The sequence below is a fragment of the Methylobacterium sp. J-072 genome (assembly GCF_022829425.1).
Taxonomy (GTDB): domain Bacteria; phylum Pseudomonadota; class Alphaproteobacteria; order Rhizobiales; family Beijerinckiaceae; genus Methylobacterium.
Map to the genome: position 1 here is coordinate 14,465 of NZ_JAKSYK010000160.1, position 17,876 is coordinate 32,340.

15 protein-coding genes are annotated in these 17,876 nt (G+C 69.4%); 5 read left to right on the forward strand and 10 right to left on the reverse strand.

From position 1 onward, the window contains the following. The first annotated feature begins 37 nt into the window (after window positions 1-37). The 3 genes from MKK67_RS18220 to eda all read left to right on the forward strand — a co-directional run bounded on the left by MKK67_RS18220 (window position 38) and on the right by eda (window position 3,975). Complete coding sequence (locus MKK67_RS18220) at window positions 38-1,159, forward strand: type II asparaginase (protein WP_243967059.1); 1,122 nt, start codon at window positions 38-40, stop codon at window positions 1,157-1,159. Between the two features lie 336 nt (window positions 1,160-1,495). Beyond that, window positions 1,496-3,322 carry a phosphogluconate dehydratase gene (gene edd / locus MKK67_RS18225; RefSeq protein ID WP_243967068.1) on the forward strand — a complete coding sequence of 609 codons (1,827 nt, stop codon included), beginning with the start codon at window positions 1,496-1,498 and terminating at the stop codon, window positions 3,320-3,322. Between the two features lie 23 nt (window positions 3,323-3,345). Further along, complete coding sequence (gene eda / locus MKK67_RS18230) at window positions 3,346-3,975, forward strand: bifunctional 4-hydroxy-2-oxoglutarate aldolase/2-dehydro-3-deoxy-phosphogluconate aldolase (RefSeq protein ID WP_279594836.1); 630 nt, start codon at window positions 3,346-3,348, stop codon at window positions 3,973-3,975. A 78-nt stretch (window positions 3,976-4,053) separates the two neighbouring features. On the opposite strand, the gene MKK67_RS18235 is transcribed toward eda, so the two are convergent. From MKK67_RS18235 to MKK67_RS18245, 3 genes are all read right to left on the reverse strand, one after another. Further along, window positions 4,054-4,350 carry a hypothetical protein gene (locus MKK67_RS18235; protein WP_243967070.1) on the reverse strand — a complete coding sequence of 99 codons (297 nt, stop codon included), beginning with the start codon at window positions 4,348-4,350 and terminating at the stop codon, window positions 4,054-4,056. Window positions 4,351-4,466: 116 nt separating this feature from the next. Further along, window positions 4,467-6,578 (reverse strand): ABC transporter ATP-binding protein/permease, encoded by a 2,112-nt coding sequence (locus MKK67_RS18240; protein ID WP_243967081.1) that lies wholly within the window; start codon window positions 6,576-6,578, stop codon window positions 4,467-4,469. Between the two features lie 151 nt (window positions 6,579-6,729). Then, window positions 6,730-7,050, reverse strand: coding sequence for a hypothetical protein (locus tag MKK67_RS18245; RefSeq protein WP_243967083.1), 321 nt, complete (start codon window positions 7,048-7,050; stop codon window positions 6,730-6,732). 297 nt (window positions 7,051-7,347) lie between these two features. Here MKK67_RS18245 and MKK67_RS18250 point away from each other — a divergent pair, with 297 nt between their 5' ends. Both MKK67_RS18250 and MKK67_RS18255 read left to right on the forward strand, forming a co-directional pair. Beyond that, entirely contained in the window at window positions 7,348-7,980 is a 633-nt protein-coding gene (locus tag MKK67_RS18250; protein ID WP_243967090.1) for a 2OG-Fe(II) oxygenase, read from the forward strand. Between the two features lie 98 nt (window positions 7,981-8,078). Then, entirely contained in the window at window positions 8,079-8,735 is a 657-nt protein-coding gene (locus tag MKK67_RS18255; RefSeq protein ID WP_243967092.1) for a peptidase inhibitor family I36 protein, read from the forward strand. 212 nt (window positions 8,736-8,947) lie between these two features. Here the strand turns inward: MKK67_RS18255 and lpxB are convergent, their stop codons facing one another. The 7 genes from lpxB to MKK67_RS18290 all read right to left on the reverse strand — a co-directional run bounded on the left by lpxB (window position 8,948) and on the right by MKK67_RS18290 (window position 17,688). Beyond that, window positions 8,948-10,123, reverse strand: coding sequence for a lipid-A-disaccharide synthase (gene lpxB, locus MKK67_RS18260; RefSeq protein ID WP_313899029.1), 1,176 nt, complete (start codon window positions 10,121-10,123; stop codon window positions 8,948-8,950). An 11-nt stretch (window positions 10,124-10,134) separates the two neighbouring features. Further along, on the reverse strand, window positions 10,135-10,998 hold the full coding sequence (locus MKK67_RS18265; RefSeq protein ID WP_243967102.1) for an LpxI family protein: 864 nt from the start codon (window positions 10,996-10,998) through the stop codon (window positions 10,135-10,137). A 10-nt stretch (window positions 10,999-11,008) separates the two neighbouring features. After that, complete coding sequence (gene lpxA / locus MKK67_RS18270; protein ID WP_243967112.1) at window positions 11,009-11,827, reverse strand: acyl-ACP--UDP-N-acetylglucosamine O-acyltransferase; 819 nt, start codon at window positions 11,825-11,827, stop codon at window positions 11,009-11,011. Beyond that, a complete protein-coding gene (gene fabZ, locus MKK67_RS18275) occupies window positions 11,824-12,300 on the reverse strand; it encodes a 3-hydroxyacyl-ACP dehydratase FabZ (protein WP_147855074.1) in 477 nt (158 codons plus the stop codon). Before fabZ ends, lpxA begins: the two co-directional genes overlap by 4 nt. Window positions 12,301-12,422: 122 nt before the next feature. Then, window positions 12,423-13,493 (reverse strand): UDP-3-O-(3-hydroxymyristoyl)glucosamine N-acyltransferase, encoded by a 1,071-nt coding sequence (lpxD, locus tag MKK67_RS18280; protein WP_243967130.1) that lies wholly within the window; start codon window positions 13,491-13,493, stop codon window positions 12,423-12,425. Between the two features lie 50 nt (window positions 13,494-13,543). Further along, complete coding sequence (gene bamA, locus MKK67_RS18285) at window positions 13,544-16,114, reverse strand: outer membrane protein assembly factor BamA (protein WP_243967147.1); 2,571 nt, start codon at window positions 16,112-16,114, stop codon at window positions 13,544-13,546. Window positions 16,115-16,533: 419 nt separating this feature from the next. Next, window positions 16,534-17,688 (reverse strand): M50 family metallopeptidase, encoded by a 1,155-nt coding sequence (locus MKK67_RS18290; RefSeq protein ID WP_243967157.1) that lies wholly within the window; start codon window positions 17,686-17,688, stop codon window positions 16,534-16,536. Window positions 17,689-17,876 lie beyond the last annotated feature (188 nt).

Genomic DNA, 17,876 nt, shown 5'->3' on the forward strand with positions numbered 1-17,876 from the left:
CGACTCGCGACCCACCTTCAGATCTCAAGGATCCCCGATGCTTTCCTGCCGAAGCGGCGCGGCCCATGCCCTGCGCGGAGCGACCCTGGCCCTGGTGCTGGCCGGCACGCTCGGGGCGACCCCGCTCCGCGCCCGCGAGATGACCGATGCCAGCACGGCGGCGGCGGTGAAGAAGCCGAACGTCGTCATCCTGGCCACCGGCGGCACGATCGCGGGCGCCGGCGCCGACGCGGCCAACAGCGCGACCTACACCGCCGCCAAGGTGCCGGTGGACAAGCTGCTCGCAGCCGTGCCGCAGGTCAGCACCATCGCCAACGTGCGCGGCGAGCAAGTCTTCCAGATCGCCTCGGAGAGCTTCACAGACACGCAGCTGGTGCAGCTCGCCAAGCGGGTCTCCGCCCTGCTCAAGCAGGACGATGTCGACGGCGTGGTTGTCACCCACGGCACCGACACCCTGGAGGAGACCTCGTTCTTCCTCGACCTCGTGGTGAAGAGCGACAAGCCAATCGTGGTCGTCGGGTCGATGCGCCCGGGCACGGCGATCTCCGCCGACGGCGCCCTCAATCTGCTCGACGCCGTGACGGTGGCGGCCAGCAAGGAAGCGATCGGCAAGGGCGTCACCGTGACCATGAACGACACGATCCAGTCGGGCCGCGACGTGAACAAGCGGACCAACGTGGTGCCCAGCGCCTTCTACAGCCAGTGGGGGCCGCTCGGCATGGTGATCGAGGGCAAGACCTACTTCGTCCGCTCCCTGGCGAAGCGCCACAACACCAGCTCCGAGTTCGATATCGATACGATCGACAGCCTGCCGCTGGTCGGCATCGTCTACGGTTCGGGCACCATGATCCCCGGGGTCTACGATGCCGAGGTCCAGGCCGGCGCCAAGGCGATCGTCAACGCCGGCACGGGCAACGGCTCGGTGCCGGGCTACCTCGTGGACAAGCTCAAGGACATCCGCTCCAAGGGCACGATCGTCATCCGCTCCTCGCGGGTGCCGGACGGTCTCGTCCTGCGCAACGCCGAGCAGCCCGACGACACCTACGACTGGGTGGTCGCCCACGACCTGAACCCGGCCAAGGCCAAGATCCTGGCCGCGGTGGCGCTGACCAAGACTCAGGACACCAAAGAGCTGCAGCGGATTTTTTGGGAGTATTGAGCGGCGATTTTCTTCGGATCTCCCTCACTCGACCTCATCCTGAGGCGCATTCGCGAAGCGAATGCCTCGAAGGAGCCCTCCAGCCGGCCGCGCGCTTCCTGGAGCCCTCCTTCGAGGCCCGCTGACGCGGGCACCTCAGGATGAGGGGGGAATTTGGAAATCCGGAAGCCTGCGGCACCCCCGGCCGTACGCCTGGTGCCCCGGCCGCCCTGCGTGGGCCCCGGGTTACAACGTCCCGAGCACCCCTTAGATACCGGTGCGCGACGGATCGCGCCGCCGGAGCCGAAAGCGGCCCCGACCTGGCGATCCGCCAGCACCGAGCCTGGAGGAACGAGCATGACCGAGCTTCATCCCGAGGTCGCGGCGGTCACCGAGCGCGTGGTCGCGCGCTCCCGCGAGTCCCGGCGGACCTATCTCGACCTGATCGCCCGGGAGCGCGATTCGGGCGTGCACCGTCCGACGCTCGCCTGCGGCAACCTCGCCCACGCCTTCGCCGCCTCCGGCGAGGACAAGCCGGCGCTGCGCGACGGCCGGACGGTGATGAATATCGGGATTGTCACTGCCTACAACGACATGCTCTCGGCGCATCAGCCCTACGGACGCTATCCCGACCAGATCAAGGTGTTCGCCCGGGAGCGCGGCGCCACCGCCCAGGTGGCCGGCGGCACCCCGGCAATGTGCGACGGGGTCACGCAAGGGCAGCGCGGCATGGAGCTGTCGCTGTTCTCCCGGGACACGATCGCGCTCTCCACCGCGGTGGGCCTGAGCCACGGCATGTTCGATGGCGCCGCGCTGCTCGGAATCTGCGACAAGATCGTGCCCGGCCTGCTGATCGGTGCCCTGCGCTTCGGCCACCTGCCGACGATCCTGATCCCGGCCGGGCCGATGCCGTCGGGGCTCGCCAACAAGGAGAAGCAGCGGATCCGCCAGCTCTACGCCGAGGGCAAGGTCGGCCGCGCGGAGCTGCTGGAGTCCGAATCCGCCTCCTATCACGGGGCCGGTACCTGCACGTTCTACGGCACCGCCAACTCGAACCAGATGATGATGGACATGATGGGCCTGCACATGCCGGGCGCCTCGTTCATCAACCCCGGCACGAAGCTCCGCCAGGCCGTGACCCGGGCGGCGATCCACCGGCTCACCGAGATCGGCGCCGCCGGCAACGATTACCGGCCGCTCGGCCTGTGCGTCGACGAGAAGGCGATCGTGAACGCGGCGGTCGGCCTGCTCGCCACGGGCGGCTCGACCAACCACGCGATCCACCTGCCGGCCATCGCCCGCGCCGCCGGGATCGTGATCGACTGGGAGGATATCGACCGGCTGTCCAACGCCGTGCCGCTGATCGCCCGGGTCTATCCGAACGGCGCGGGCGACGTGAACCATTTCCACGCCGCCGGCGGCATGAGCTTCGTCATGGCCGCCCTCCTCGATGCCGGGCTGCTGCACGACGACATCCTCACCGTCGCCGGCCAGTCCCTGCGCGACCACGCCCGCGACCCGAAGCTCGACGGCGATGAGCTCGCCTTCGCGGATGCGGTGCCGGAGAGCCTGGACGAGACCATGATCCGGCGGCCGGACAACCCGTTCCAGGCCGATGGCGGCATGCGGCTGGTGACGGGCAATCTCGGGCGGGCGACGTTCAAGACCAGCGCCGTGGAGGAGAGCCGCCGGACCATCGAGGCCCCGGCCCGGGTGTTCTCGGACCAGGACGACGTGCTGAAAGCCTTCAAGGCCGGCGAGCTGGAGCGGGACGTGGTCGTGGTGGTGCGGTTCCAGGGGCCGCGGGCCAACGGTATGCCCGAGCTGCACAAGCTCACGCCCCCGCTCGGGGTGCTGCAGGACCGTGGCCACAAGGTCGCGCTGGTCACGGATGGACGCATGTCCGGCGCCTCCGGCAAGGTGCCGGCGGCGATCCATCTGAGCCCGGAAGCGCTCGGCGGCGGTGCCATTGGGCGGATCCGCGACGGCGACATCGTCCGCCTCAGCGCCGCCGAAGGGCTGCTGGAGGTGCTGGTCGACGAGGCGGAACTCGCCGCCCGCGAGGCGGCGATCCAGCCGGTGCCGGAGGCGGGAACCGGGCGGGAGCTGTTCGCTTTCATGCGCCACGGGGCCGACACCGCCGAGCGGGGCGCCTCGGCCATGCTCGCGGCCGCCGGCCTCTGAACGTCGAACGGGAGAAGCCGATCATGAACGATCTGACCAGCATCGACGCGCTGATGCGCTCCGTGCCCGTCATCCCGGTCCTGGTGATCGAGGATGTCGCCCAGGCCCGGCCGATCGCCGAAGCCCTGGTCGCAGGCGGGCTGACCGCCCTGGAGGTCACCCTGCGCACGCCGGCCGCCCTGGACGTGATCCGCGAGATGACCCAGGTCGAGGGCGCGGTGGTGGGGGCCGGCACGGTCCTGAACCCGGGCGACCTCGAAGGCGCCCTGGCGGCGGGAGCCGAGTTCATCGTCTCGCCGGGGCTCACGGCGCCGCTGACCGACGCCGCCAAGGCGAACGGCGTACCCTACCTGCCGGGCATCGCCACGGCGGCCGATATCATGCGCGGGCTCGATTACGGGCTCGACCGGTTCAAGTTCTTCCCCGCCGAGGCGGCGGGCGGGATCAAGGCGCTCAAGGCCCTCACCGCCGTGTTCGGCCAGGTGAAATTCTGCCCGACCGGGGGGATCACCGAGGCGACCGCGCCGGATTGGCTCGCCATCCCGTCGGTGCTCTGCGTCGGCGGCAGCTGGGTGGTGAAGCCCGGCGCGCCGGACCGCGAAGCCATCGAGCGCGCGGCCCGGGCCGCGTCCGGCCTGCGCAAGGCCGCCTGACCGTCCCCGGACACGAGAACGCCCGCCACGGCTGAGCCGGGCGGGCGTTCCATCATCCAATAGCTTGGTTGGCGACGATCAGCAGTCGTCGCCGCCCTTGCCGGCCTGCGCAGCGGTGGGCTTGCCCTGCGACTGAGCCTGCACGTCCGACGGCGAGGTGGCGGTGCCGGCATTGGTCATGGCACCGACGGTCCCGGGGGACTCGGCCTTGGCGCCGGGGGTGGTCGGGGTCTTCACGCTCGGATCGACGTTCGAGGCCTTGCTGGCTTCCTTGTCGCGCGTCACGGTCGTCCCGGTCGCGCACGGCGCCGCGAAGGCGGCGGTCGACATCAGGATGAGAGCGCCGGCGCCCGCAAGGGTCTTGATCTTGGTCATGCGTTCCTCCGATTTATTCAGCGCATGACAAACGGACCCCGCAGTCCCAGGTTCCTTAATATTTCCATCTCGCAACTTCTGCGGGGCATTTTTCCCGGGATGTCGAGGGATAGTGCCTACTCGGCCGGCTGCGGCTCGCGGCGCTCCCGGGGTGTGAAGACGCTGCCTTGCGGCTCCAGGACGATCCGCCGGTCGTGGAACGCGTCCAGCGTCGAGCGATGGCCGATGGACACGATGGTGGTGTCGGGCAGCCGCTCGCGCAGCATCGCGTAGATCTTCGCCTCGGACGGCTCGTCGAGCGAAGCGGTGGATTCGTCGAGGAACAGCCAGGCGGGCTTGGCCAGGATCGCCCGGGCGATAGCGAGGCGCTGCTGCTCGCCGCCGGACAGGCGCCGCTCCCAGGTATCGGTCTCGTCGAGGCGGTCGATGAGATGCAGCAGCTGCGCCGCCGTCAGGGCCTCGCGGATCGTGTCGTCCGAGAACTGGTCGGTGGTGTTCGGGTAGACGACGGCGCCGCGCAGGGTCCCCTGCGGGATGTAGGGCCGCTGCGGCAGCAGCAGCGCCGATTGCCCGGCGGGCACGTCGACCCGGCCCTTGCCGAACGGCCAGATCCCCGCGATCGCCCGGAACAGCGTCGACTTGCCGGAGCCCGAGGGTCCGGTGACCAGGGTCGCGCCGCCCTTTGGCAGGGTCAGCTCCGGGGCCGAGACGATCTCGCGGCCATCCGGCAGGGCGAGCACCACGCCCCGGGCGGTCACGCCGTTGGCGGTGTCGTTGCCCCGGATCAGCCCGTAGCCCGCCGATTCCAGCGCCTCGGCCTTGCTCATCGCCCGGCGGAAGGAGCCGAGACGGATGGTGTTGGCCTTGTAGGAGGCGAGCGTCGTGTAGGAATCCACGAAGAACGACAGGGAACTCTGCACCTGTCCGAACGCCTGCGAGGTCTGCTGGAGCGCGCCCAGGGTGATCTTCTTGGCGAAGAACGACGGCGCGGCGAGCACCATCGGGAAAATCACGCTCGCCTGCCGGTAGCTGAACGTGAAGGCGATCAGCTTGATCCGGCGGAAGATGATGCCGACGTAATTGTCGATGATGCTGTGGAACAGCGTGCCCAGCCGGGTCGCCTCGGCGCGCTCGCCGCGCAGCAGCGCGATCTGCTCGGAGTAGATCCGGTTGCGGGCGAGCGAGAAGCGGAAATCGGCCTCGACCTGCTCCTGCCGGAAGTTCAGCCCGATCAGGGGGCGGCCGATCAGGTGGGTCAGCCAGGTGCCGACCACCGCGTAGGCAATCACCAGCCAGACCAGGAAGCCCGGGATCACCGTGTCGGTGAACGGCACGACGAAGTCGCGCGACAGGGTCCAGAGGATCACGATGAACGAGACCAGCTGCGCCGCCTGGCTGAGCAGCCGGATCGACAGGCTCGCGGTCTGCTGGATGAACAGGTTGACGTCGGCCTGGATACGCTGGTCCGGGTTGTCCGCCTCCTCGTCGGTGAACGGGATGCGGTAATGGGTGCCCTTGCCGAGCCAGCGCTCGTACAGGCTGTGGGTCAGCCAGGTGCGCCAGCGGATGTGCAGCGAGGAATCGACGAACAGGTCGAACATGCCGATGGCGATGTTGAGCGTCGCCAGCGGGATGAAGATCCAGAGCAGCTGGTACCAGAACGCCGCCGCGTCGTATTCCTGCAGCGAGTTGTAGATGTCGCGGTAGAAGAAGTTGAACCGCAGGGTCAGCGCCACGTCGGCGAAGTTCACGAAGATCGACAGGGCGACGAGGTTGCGCCCGATCCGGCCCTCGGTGCTGCCGAACCAGCGGAACAGGCCGATCTCCTTGGTCGGCTTGTCGCGGTTGGCGAAATACGGGTCGGCGATGTCGGTGATCGCCCGGATCGGCTCGAGATGCGAGACGGCGAGCACGATGGCGCCGAACACCACGGCGCCGGTGGCAGCGAAGTCCGGCGGCAGCAGGGCGGCGACCACCGGGGGCAGCAGGCCCATGGCGGCCACCGTCTTCATGCCGGCGAGCAGCAGGTAGCCCAGGCCGTAGACCGAGACGAAGACTTTCAGGTAGGCCGAGATGCCGTTCGCCGCGACCAGGATGCCGGCCATCACGAAGCCGGCGAGGGAGACGTAGAGCGGCGGGCTGGGGATCCCCGGGAGCGCCAGCAGGATCAGCGCGGCCACGGCCGTGAGCACGGCCTGGATCCCGAGCCCGGTCCTGAGTGAAGCCACGCGTGTCTCCCGCCTAACGTGAGCGCCCCTTCGGGTACGCAACCCGGCGGCCTTGGCCCTGGGTCGTGGCGACAACGTGGCACTTCGCGTGCGCTGTCACGTGAAAGTTTGGTCAGGATCCGGCGATCGCGACGTCAGGCCGCTTTCCGCGCTACCAGTTCCACTCCTCGAAACCGGGCTCGCGGCAGCGATAACCGATCGGGCATTGCGGATTGTCGCGGGTTGGCACGAAGCGCAATTCGGCGATCTCGGCGCCGCTGCACTGGCCCGGGCCGCTGACGAAGCGCTCCGCCGCCGTGCCGCCGGCGATCACCACGTCGCCCTCGTTCTTGACCAGCGCCATCGCCTCCGCGCAGGTCATCCGCACCGTGCCGGCTGGACGCGGCGAGCGCGAAGGCTGGGCGAGCGCGCCCGCCCCGATCGTCACGGCGACCAGGTGAATGCACAGCAAGGCGAGGACCAGCGGCCTCATCGCGAATGGGTTCCAGAAACACGACGCACCCGAGAAGAAAGTCCTCGGGCATCGCGCCATCCTGCACGGCCGAGCGGCCCGAGACTGTCACCGGAATGCGCCACCACGCCGCTTTCGCCGTTGGACCGCCGCAATCACAGGATTATGGGATTTCCGGACCACGGAGAGCGCTCGAAACTGTGCGACCGCGGACCCCCGACGGGCGGTCCCGGCACGAGCCTCCCGGCTGATCCTCCGGCACGCGCCTCCGGCGCCCGGCGTGCCGGCCGACGTGCGCTGGAGCCCAGGGACCCGCAGATGTCCGCCCTCTCGATCCTCGATGTTTCAGCCGTGCGCGCCGCCCCGGTGGCCCGCGAGCCCTACCCGTACACGCTCGGCACCAACGTCCTGAACCCGGACGCGATCGACGCGATCCGGCGCGACTTCCCGGACATCGCCAAGCCCGGCTACCTGACGGTGGACGAGGTCGCCCTCAAGGGCCGGTTCAAGGCGCTGATCGACGAGCTGGAGAGCGACGCGTTCTCGGAGATCCTCGGCGAGAAGTTCGGCATCGACCTCGTGTCCTGCCCGCGGCTGACCACCATCATGCGGAAGAGCCAGTTGAAATACGGCTCGATCCACACCGACGGCCCGTCGAAGGTGCTGACGTTGCTGGTCTACATGAACGACGCCTGGGACGCCCCGGCCGCCGGCCGCCTGCGCGTGCTCTACGACGGCCGCAACTACGCGCCCTTCGCGGTCGAGGTGCCGCCGACCATGGGCACGATGTTCGCCTTCCTGCGGGCCGACAATTCCTGGCACGGCCACGAGCCGTTCGAGGGCGAGCGGCGCGTGGTGCAGGTGGCCTGGCTCAAGGATGCGGCCGAGCTGGAGCGCAAGCGCAAGCGCAACCGCACGGCGCAGTTCCTGAAAGGGATTTTCGGACGCTGAGCACCACGACGGTTTCACCCAGACTCTTGTTGGGGCATGCTTTTCACCGGTCAGCCGGTGACCGAATCGGCGCAGGATGCCTAAACCAGGGGGATCGAATGGGCGCGGTCGTGCTGGTCGATCCGGGTGAGGAGACCCGAGCCGGTTCCAAGCGTCGCTTCATCGTGCCCGCCCTCCTCGTGCTCGGCTGGGCCGGGCTGTTCGCCTACAGCGCCGCCTATCTGACCGAGGACCTACCGTTCCGGTCCCAGCCGGCCGAGACTCGGCCAGCGCCGAAGCCCCCCGGCCGCCGGGTCGTGATGCTCGACATGCCGGACGAGGCCATTCCGGACGTGCAGCGCCCCGATGCGTCGCTGCAGGCCGCGACGGAAGCGTCCCCGAGCCAGGCGCCGCCGAGCACGCGGGCGGCCGCCTCCGCCCCGATGGCGGTCGCATCCGGCAAGCCTCAGACCTCCGGCAGCGCCGAGTTCGTCGGGATCTGGGGCCCGACCGCCGAGGCCTGCGGCGCCCGCTCCCGCCGCCGGGGCTTCATCCCGGCCACGATCACGCAGGAGCGCGCCCGGGCCGGACGGACGATCTGCAATTTCCACGACAGCCGGCGGGTCGGCAACGCCTGGGTGATGGGCGCCGAATGCAGCGACCGCGGCCGGCACTGGTCCTCCCAAGTCCGCCTCATGGTCGCCGGCGACCGCCTCACCTGGTCGAGCGCGCGCGGCACCGCGGCCTATATCCGCTGCGGCCGGCGCGGGGGGTGAGGGGCGACTGAGGCGCGCAGGGTCCACGGCGGGGATTCTCAATCCATGACACCCACTCCGTCATTGCGAGCGGAGCGAAGCAACCCAGGGCAGCGCGCGATCTCAAACCGTGGCGTTTCCCTGGGTTGCTTCGCTCCGCTCGCAATGACGGTGAGAACTTCGCCATGCCGTTCACCGGAACGTCTGTTTCGGGTCCGGTAATCCTCGATGCGTCAGGCGATCTCGATCATCCGCCCCCCGGCGGCGGCGTTCAATACAATCCGCGCCGCGGCCCGGCTCGGGGTGTCGTCGCCCGAGAGCCGCATCGCTCCGTCGATGCGGGCGAGCGCGTCGCATTGCGCGTCGCGCTCGGAGCCGCCGACCAGTAGGGGCAGCAGCGCCTTGGTGAGACGCTCGGGGGTGCACTCGGCCTGGACGAATTCCGGCATGGCGTTGTCGGCCAGGATCAGGTTCGGCAGCACGATGCTGGGGACCTGGATCAGCCGCCGGGCGATGAACTCCTCCGCCCGCGAGACCTTGTAGGCCACCACCATCGGGACGCCGGCGAGCGCCAGCTCCAGCGTGACCGTGCCGGAGGCTGCGAGCGCCGCCCGGGCGCCCCGGAAAGCGGCGTATTTCGACTCCCCGCCGGTGAGAACCCGCACCGGCACGGGCCAGTCGAGGGCCATCCGCTCGATCAGCGCCCGGTGGCGGGTCACGGCGGGCAGCACCGCCTCGACCTCCAGAATGCGGGAGACCTGCTCCAGCACCCGCCCGAAGACCGGCATCAGCCGGTCGATCTCGGCCCGGCGCGAGCCCGGCAGGATCACGAGACTGTAGGGTACCGCCTCCCGCCGCCGGCTCTCGGCCGTGGAGGGTCGCAGCTCCGAAAAGCGCTCGATCAGCGGGTGGCCGACATAGGTGCAGGGCGGCCCGCCGAGCCGCAGATGCGCGTCCGGCTCGAACGGCAGCAGCGCCATGACGTGGTCGATGAAGCCACGCATGCCCTTGGCCCGCCACGGCCGCCAGGCCCAGACGCTCGGCGACACGTAATCGACGATCGGGATGCCGGGCGCAGCCTTCCGGACCCGCTGGGCCACGGCGTGGGTGAAGCCCGGGCTGTCGATGATCACCAGTACGTCGGGCCTCGCGCGCACCACGGCAGCGGCGGTCTCACGGATCCGGCGCAGCAGGGTCCGGGCGCGGGCGAGCACCGGCAGGTAGCCCATGACGGCGACGTCATCGAGGGGGAACAGGGAGGAAAAGCCCTCCTCGGCCATGGCCTCGCCGCCGACGCCGCCGAACACGGTCCCGGGCGCGGTCGCCCGCAGCGCCCGCATCAGCTTGGCCCCGAGCTGATCCCCGGAATCCTCGCCGGCCACCAGCCAGATTGTCTTGGATGGGGACACGGAGGCGGCGCTCACGGCTCGGCTCCGTAGCCGACCAGAAACAGCCCCAGGCGATCGGCCTCGGCAGCGGTGGCGACGCGGTCGATCACCAGGGTGCCGCCGGCCTCCAAGGCGAGGCCAACGCAGCCGGCAGCGGCGGCGTTGCGCACCGTCCGGGGGCCGATGGCCGGCAGGTCGATGCGCAGGTCCTGGCCGACCTTAGGCGCCTTCACCAGCACGGTCGCGGGCAACGCCCGCCCCCGCCCGAACGGCTTGCGCCCGAGCGCCCGGGCGCGGGCAAGCATGCGGTCGGTGCCCTCAGGTCCCTCGACGGCGATCACCCGCTCACCGGAGACCGCCACCGCCTGCCCGAGATCGTAGGGCGAGAGCGCATCAAGCACCCCGCGCCCGGTGCGGATCGAGATGGCAGCCTCCGCATCGGGACCGAGGCGGCCGAGCCGGCCCTCCGGGCAGAGCAGGTCCGGGGCGGCCTCGTGGACGCCCAGCACTCGGTGCCCTTCCTCCTCGACCAGGGCCAGGGCGGCGCGCAGCAGCCGGTCGTCGCCGCCGCCAGCGATCGCCCGCAGGGTCTCGCGGTTGCGCAAAGCCGCGCCGGCATTGAGCAGCGCAGCCGGGCTCGGCCGGGAGACCCCGCCGGCCGGCACCATCACGGCCGGGCCCCAGGCGCGGAGCAGCTTGAGGATCGCGGCAAGGTCGAGGAGGTCGACGGTCGCGTCGGCCCGGGCGCGCAGGGACCGGTCGGTGAAGCCGCGGAGCGCAATCAGCCGGAACGGTTGGTGCGTCCGGGTCAGCGACTCGGCGACGAGCTCCGGCAGCCGGCCGGCGCCGGCGATCAGGACGAGCGTGCCCTCGGGCAGCGGAGCGGCCTCGGCCATGCGGGCAGGCTCAGGCCGCCCCGATCGGGACCGGAAGCTCGCGCGGCGTGCAGATCGAGCGCTTGCCGCCGGCGCGGATGAAGGCGAGGATCTCGGCCACGGCGGTGTGGGACTCGAAGGTCGCGGCCACGTCCTCGACCCGCTCCATCAGCGTGCCCTCGGGGGCGAACAGCAGGCGGTAGGCCCGCCGGAGCGCATGGATGTCCTCCCGGGCGAAGCCGCGGCGCTGCAGGCCGATGATGTTGAGCCCCGAAAGATACGCACGGTTACCGAGCACCATGCCGTAGGGGATGCAGTCGTTCTCCAGGCCCGAGAGGCCGCCGACGAAGGCGTGGGCGCCGACCCGGGCGAACTGGATCACCGCGGCGCCGCCGCCCAGGATCGCGTAATCGCCGACGCTGCAATGGCCGGCCAGCATCACGTTGTTGGAGAAGATGACGTGGTCGCCGACCCGGCAATCGTGGCCGACATGGGAGTTCGCCAGGAAGGTGCAGTGATCGCCGACCGTCGTCTCGAGGCCGCCCCCGCTGGTGCCGGGGTTCATGGTCACGCCCTCGCGGATCAGGCAATCGGCCCCGATCGTCAGCGTCGAGGCCTCGCCCCGGTATTTCAGGTCCTGCGGCTGGTGGCCGATGGAGGCGAACGGGAAGATCCGGGTGCGGGGGCCGATCGTGGTGCGGCCGGCCAGGACCACGTGGCTGAGGAGCTCGCAGCCCTCGCCCAGCACGATCTCGGGCCCGACATGGCAGAACGGGCCGATCCGCACGCCCTCGCCGATCGCGGCGCCGGATTCGATCACGGCGCTCGGGTGGATCAGGGCGTCGCTCACTCTGTCACCAGCATGGCGCCGATCTCGGCCTCCGCCACCAGCACGCCGTCGACCCGGGCTTCGCCGCGGAACCACCACATGGTCCGGCGGTGGTTCATCTTCTTCATGTGGAAGCGGACCTGGTCGCCGGGGGTGACCGGCTTGCGGAACTTGCACTTGTCGATGGTCATGAAGAACACCTGCTTGGTCCGCAGCTCGTCCGTCCGGATGTGACGGCAGCAGATCGCGCCGGCGGTTTGGGCCATGCCCTCGATCAGCAGCACCCCGGGGAAGACCGGCATCCCGGGGAAATGCCCCATGAATTGCGGCTCGTTGGCGGTGACGTTCTTGATGCCGACGCAGGATTCATCGCGATCGATCTCGACGATGCGGTCGATCATCAGGAACGGGTAGCGGTGCGGCAGCAACTCCAGCAGCGTCTGGATGTCGGCTGTGCCCAGTTCCTCGTTGGTGTCGCGCGCCGCCTCGCTCATCGAATCCCGTACCTCGAGTCACCGCCATCGGGCGGACCGATATCCGCCCCCCATGACGGGCGGACGCCCTCTTCGGAAGAAATCGGCAGAGATGCAAGGGCTTCCGGGATGACCGGCCGATATCACCCGGCGTCGGCGGCCGGATCCTTCTCCGGATCCTTGCCGGAGCGCTCGGCCAGCCGCGCCAGCGTCGTCAGTTCGCGGAACCACGCCCGCACCGGTTTGGCCGGCGTGCCGCCCCAGCGGCTGCCCGGCGGGACATCGCGGTTGACGTTGGACGAGCCGGCGATCTGCGCGCCGCGGCCGATGCGCAAGTGACCGACCACGCCGACCTGGCCGCCCAGCACCACGTAGTCTTCCAGCGTGGTCGAGCCGGAGATGCCGACCCCGGAGACGATCACGCAATGGCGGCCGATAACGACGTTGTGGGCGATCTGGACGAGGTTATCGATCTTGGTGCCCTCGCCGATCACCGTATCGCGCGAGGCGCCCCGGTCGATCGTCGTGTTGGCGCCGATCTCGACATCGTCCTGGACGATCACCCGGCCGATCTGCGGCACCTTGAGATGCGTCGCGCCCATGGCGAAACCGAAGCCATCCTGGCCGAGCCGAGCGCCGGGATGCAGGATCACCCGGTTGCCGACGAGCGCGTGGCTCAAGGTCGTGCCGGCGCCGATGGAGCAGTCGCGCCCGATCCGGACGCCCGGGCCGATCACCGCGTTCGGGCCGATGACGCTGCCTGAACCGATCTCGACGCCGGGGCCGATCACCGCGCCGGGATCGACCGTGACCCCCTCCTCCAGCCGCGCATCCGGGTGGATATGGGCCCCGGGGACGATGCTGCGGCCGCCGAACTGCGAGCCCGGCCGCATGGCATCGGGGTGCAGGCGTCCGAGCAGGGCGGCGTAGGCCCGGTACGGGTCGCGGGTCACTAGCGCGACGGTGCCGGCCGGGCAGCGCGCCGCGAAGCGCGGGCTCACCAGGCAGGCCCCGGCCCGGGTCAGGGTCAGCGCCTCGCCGTAGCGGGCATTGTCCATGTAGGCGAGATGGTGCGGCCCGGCACTCTCGAGGGGCGCGGCGCCGGTGAGCCGGTATTCCGGGTCTGCGCCCTCGGGCAGGGCTACGCCAGCGGCGGCGGCGACGTCGGCCAGGGTAAGGGCGCCGGTCGCAGCGAAAAAATCGAGATCTGACATGCGTGACAACGCGCCGGCCGGAGAAATCCGGCCGGCGCGCCTGGATTTTATCAGAACCGCGAGCCGCCGGAGAAGCGGAACGCCTGGGTCTGATCCTTGCCGATATGGCCGACCTTGCCGAGCAGCGGCACGTAGACCGACTGGCCCTCGTCCTTGGTCAGGGCGTAGGCGTAGTCGAAGCGGATCGGGCCGAGCGGCGAGTTCCACAGGATGGACGCGCCGATCGAGGAGCGGATCGCGGCCGTATCGCGGACGTTCACGCATTCCGGCTCGACGCCGATGTTGAACGCGGAGAAGTTGCACTTCCCGGTCTGCGGCGAGATGCCGTTGATGAAGCCGTCGCCGTTCACGTTGAACGACCGCCGGCCGTTATAGCCGAACAGCGTACCGGCATCGGCGAAGACCGCGCCCTTCAGGCCCAGATCCCGCGGGATGAGGGGCAACGGGAACTGCACTTCGAGGGTGCCGCCGATATAGGTGGAGCCGCCGATGGCGTTGGAGCGGGCATCGGCGATGCCGACGTCGCGCGGGCCGATGCCGTTGGGCGCGAAGCCGCGGACCAGCGACGGGCCGAGGAAGAACTCGTCGGTGACGCGCAGCGGCTTGCCGTCGATGGCGTTGATGTGGCCGCCCTGGAAGCGGACGAAGCCGATCACATCCTCGAACAGCTCCTTGTAGTAGCGCGCATCCGCGGTGACGCGGAAGAACTTCGAGTCGCCGCCCAGGCCGGCCACGTCGGGCTTCAGCTCGGCGTAGAGGCCGTTGCGCGGCGCGCCGACCACGTCGAGGGTCGAGTAGGCGAGCGTCAGGCCGGCCAGCGAGGTCAGCGTGTTGCCCTGCGAGCCCTTGATGGCGATCGAAGCTTCGCCGTCATACGCGCAGTTCGGGTAGAGCGCCTGGCCACCGATGTCGCGGCCGCTGTTCGGATCGATCGTTCCGGGCTGGTAACGGGCAGTGTAGCCCGGAATCGGCGTCGAGCAGTCGTTGTACGGCCGCTTGAGGGTGTTCGGGACCTTCAGCTCGGTGTTGTACAGCGAGTAGCGCAGGGTGATGCCGAATTCCTCGGTGATCGGCAGGCCCAGGCGCAGCTGGCCGCCATACACCGTGGTCTCGTAGCGCGAGTACCGGGTCAGGTCGGAGTATTTGTAGAAGGCGTCGAAGCCGGCGGCGAGTCGGTAGCCGAGGAAGTACGGCTCGGTGAACGAGAAGTCGACGCCGCGCGAGTACTGGCCACCGGTGCCGGCGAGGCGGACATACTGGCCGCGGCCGAGGAAGTTCGACTCGGAGACCGAGACCTCGCCGATGATGCCGTCCTGGGTGGAGTAGCCGCCCGCCACCGAGAACGAACCCGTGGGCTGATCCTCGACATCGATGTTGATGACCACGCGGTCGGCCGCTGAACCGGGCTCGTTGGAGAACCGGACCTTCTTGAAGAAGCCGAGGCCGTTCAGGCGCCGCTCGGCCCGGTCGGTCAGCACGCGGTTGTAGGCGTCGCCTTCCGCGATATCGAGCTCGCGGCGGATGACGTAGTCGCGGGTGCGGGTGTTGCCGCGGATGTTGATACGCTCGACGTAGACGTGCGGGCCGTCCTCGACCACGAAGCCCAGGGAGACCTGGTGGGTCGCGGGATCGCGCTGGCCGGTCGGGCGGACCTGCGCGAACGGGTAACCGGCGCGGTTGACCTCGCGGGTGACGTTGTTGAGCGTCCGCTCCACGTCGTCGGCGTTGTAGACGTCGCCCACCGCGGCGGTGATGTTGCCGTCGAGCTTGGCGGTGTCGATGCCGGGCAGGCGGGAATCCACTGCCACCGCGCCGACCTTGTACTGCTCGCCCTCGTTCACCGTGATGGTGATGACGTAGCCCGAGCTGTCGGCCTCGACGTAGCGGGCGTCGGCGCTGACCACCTGGAAGTCGGCGTAGCCGTTCTTCAGGTAGTAGCGGCGCACCTGGTCCAGGTCGGTGGTGATGCGGTCGGGATCGTATACGTCGGAGGTCTTGATGAACGACAGGAAGTTCATCTCGGAGGAGCTCATCAGCCCCTTCAGGGTCCGCTCCGAATAGGCGTTGTTGCCGACGAAGTTGATCGAGATGATGCCGGTCTTGTCGCCCTCGTCGACCTGGTAGATCACGTCGACCCGGCCATTCGGCAGGTCAACGGTGCGGTAGGTGACCTTGGCGGTGCCGCGGCCGAAGCGCTTGTAGACGTCGCGGATGCGGGCGAGGTCGGCGTTGACGATGGCCTCGCTGTAGGGGCCGCGGGCCTTCGCCTCGACCACGCCCTCGAGCGTGGCCTTCTCGATCTTCTTGTTGCCCTCGAAGACGACCCGGTTGATCAGGTTGTTCTCGCGGACGGTGACCACCGTGCGTCCACCGGACTGGGCGACCTTCACGTCCGAGAACATGCCGCTGGCGAGCAGGTTGCGCCGGGCCTCCTCGGAGGAGCCGGAGGCGGTTCCCGTCACGTAGGAGCGGATGGTGTCGGCATCGACGCGCTGGTTGCCCTGGACGACGATCTGCTGCGCCTGGGCGGCACCGCTCAGGACCAGGCCCGCACCGGCAGCGACTAGGACGATGGTCTTCCGCACCGACTTACGTCGGGGCTTCCCCGTCAACGACATCATGCAATCGCCCGTTTCTGTTCTGGTCGCGGGGGTTAGCCCGTCACAGGCGGCCGTTGACCGGTCGTCCTGTCACCCTGGTCCAAGCGTGGCTTCAGGTCCAAGCGTAGCTCTTAGCGGGATTCCCCTGCCAAGCAAACGCGCGGGAGGCCATCGTCAGGGGATTTTGGGGGGTCGTGGCCTTCGCGCCACTTAACGGCGCGGGCACCGAGTCGGCAAAGCGCCAATCGTGGTGAATGGCTTGTAAATCTTTGCGAGCACGACTGTTTTCGCAAACGTCGATACGAACGTTAACCCTGTTTTAAGCCTCCGCCGGGTCGCCGGCGCGGCGCCTTCTGGGCGCTCTTCTGGCGGTATCGCGGCGGGATTGGGGCACCGATTCCGGTGGAGACCGGAACCGGTGCCCGCGCGGGATCCCGGGATCAGGTGTTCCGCCAGGACGCGCCGAGGTTGAGGATGTCGTTCCAGGCAGCGAACAGCATCAGCATCAGCACCAGGGCGAGGCCGATGCGGAAGCCGATCTCCTGGGCGCGCTCGCTGAGCGGGCGGCCGCGGACGACCTCGAAGGCGTAGAACAGCAGGTGCCCGCCATCGAGCAGCGGCACCGGGAACAGGTTCAGCAGGCCGATCGAGACCGAGAGCAGCGCGATCAGGCCGACGAGCCCCCCGACACCGCCGTTCTTGGCGACCTCGCCCGAGACCCGGGCGATGCCGATCGGACCCGAGAGCTGGTCGGCGGATTCGCGCCCCGTAGCGAGCTTGCTCAGGTAGGAGAAGGTCCGCTCGACCACGAAGTAGGTCTCGCGCACGCCGAGATCGAGGGAGTCGAAAGCGCCGTACCGGACGAGCCGCGCCTCCGAGCCCGCAGGCGAGCGGATGCCGAGCCGGCCGATCCGGTGGCGGCCGAAGGGCGTCTTCTCCTCGTAGGTGGCCGGGGTCGCCTGAATGGTGATCGGCTGCTCAGCCCGCTCCACCGTGAAGGTCAGGGGCGTACCGGCGCTGCCGGTCACGGTGCGGTACATGGCGTTGAAGTCGCCGATCTTCTCGCCGTCGATGGCGGTGATCACGTCGCCGGGCTGGAAGCCGGCCTGGGCGGCGACGCTGCCGGGCTCCACCGAGGAGACCCGGGCCGGCAGCTCGTAGCGGCCGGCGAGCCAGATCGCGCCGGCAAACAGCAGGATCGCCAGCAGGAAGTTCGCCACCGGCCCGGCGGCGACGATCGCGGCGCGCTTGGCCACGGGCTGGGTCGGGAAGCTGATCGCCCGCTCCTGCGGGGACATCCGGGCGATCGCCTCCGGATCCGGGACGCTCGCGCCGTTCACGTCGCCGTGGAACTTGACGTAGCCGCCGAGCGGGATGGCGCAGAGCTTCCAGCGGGTGCCGCGGCGGTCGTTGAAGCCGAACAGCTCCGGGCCGAAGCCAAGGGAGAAGGCGTGCACGCCGACCCCGCACCAGCGCCCGACCAGGAAGTGGCCCATCTCGTGGACGAAGACCACGACTGTGAGCACGAACAGGAACGGGATCACGGCCCCGAAGAAGCCGCCGGCGGTCCCGCCCATCGCGTTGAGGAAGTCCATGAGCCGATCCCTGGCCGTCTCTGCGCCGGCTTCTCAGGCCGGCCATCGGGCCGGTTTAGCAGATCGATGCGGCTTACCGCCAACGCAATCCGCCGCGGCTGCCGCGGGAGGTCACGGGGCTCCCTCTCCCCACGTGCGCGGCGACGATGTTCACATATCGGCTTCTGGAAGGCAGAACGCGCTGTCCT